The following is a 331-nucleotide window of genomic DNA, read 5'->3' as shown; positions in this document are numbered from 1 at the left end:
TGCGGTCAGCGCCGCCAATCTGGGCGCGTCGGCGGTGCTGATCGGCGGCTGGCGCGAAATCCAGCCCGGCGGCATGCTGGCCGGCGGGCTCAGCTGGACCGACATACGCGATATCGATGCGGTCGGCGGCTATGCCCGCACCACCATGGCCGCGCTGGCGGCGGCGGGCGGCATGCCGGGCAATCGCTACGCCTTCGACCCGGCCGTTGCCGCCCCCTATTTCCGCGACCTGCTCGACGCCGCCGGGGTGCCGGTCCTCTGGTCGGACGGGGTCGAGACCGTCGACCGGACCGATCGCGCCATCCGCGAGATCATCACCCGTTCGGGCGTC

General features: G+C 72.8%; 1 protein-coding gene. It reads left to right on the top strand.

The window, feature by feature from the left end:
• Window positions 1-331: FAD-dependent oxidoreductase (locus tag ACUCV3_RS27385; RefSeq protein WP_482241483.1), on the top strand; the 331-nt coding region annotated here is incomplete at both ends.

Source organism: Sphingobium sp. VMM, from assembly GCF_056790315.1.
This window is presented reverse-complemented; position numbering and strand designations above follow the sequence as displayed.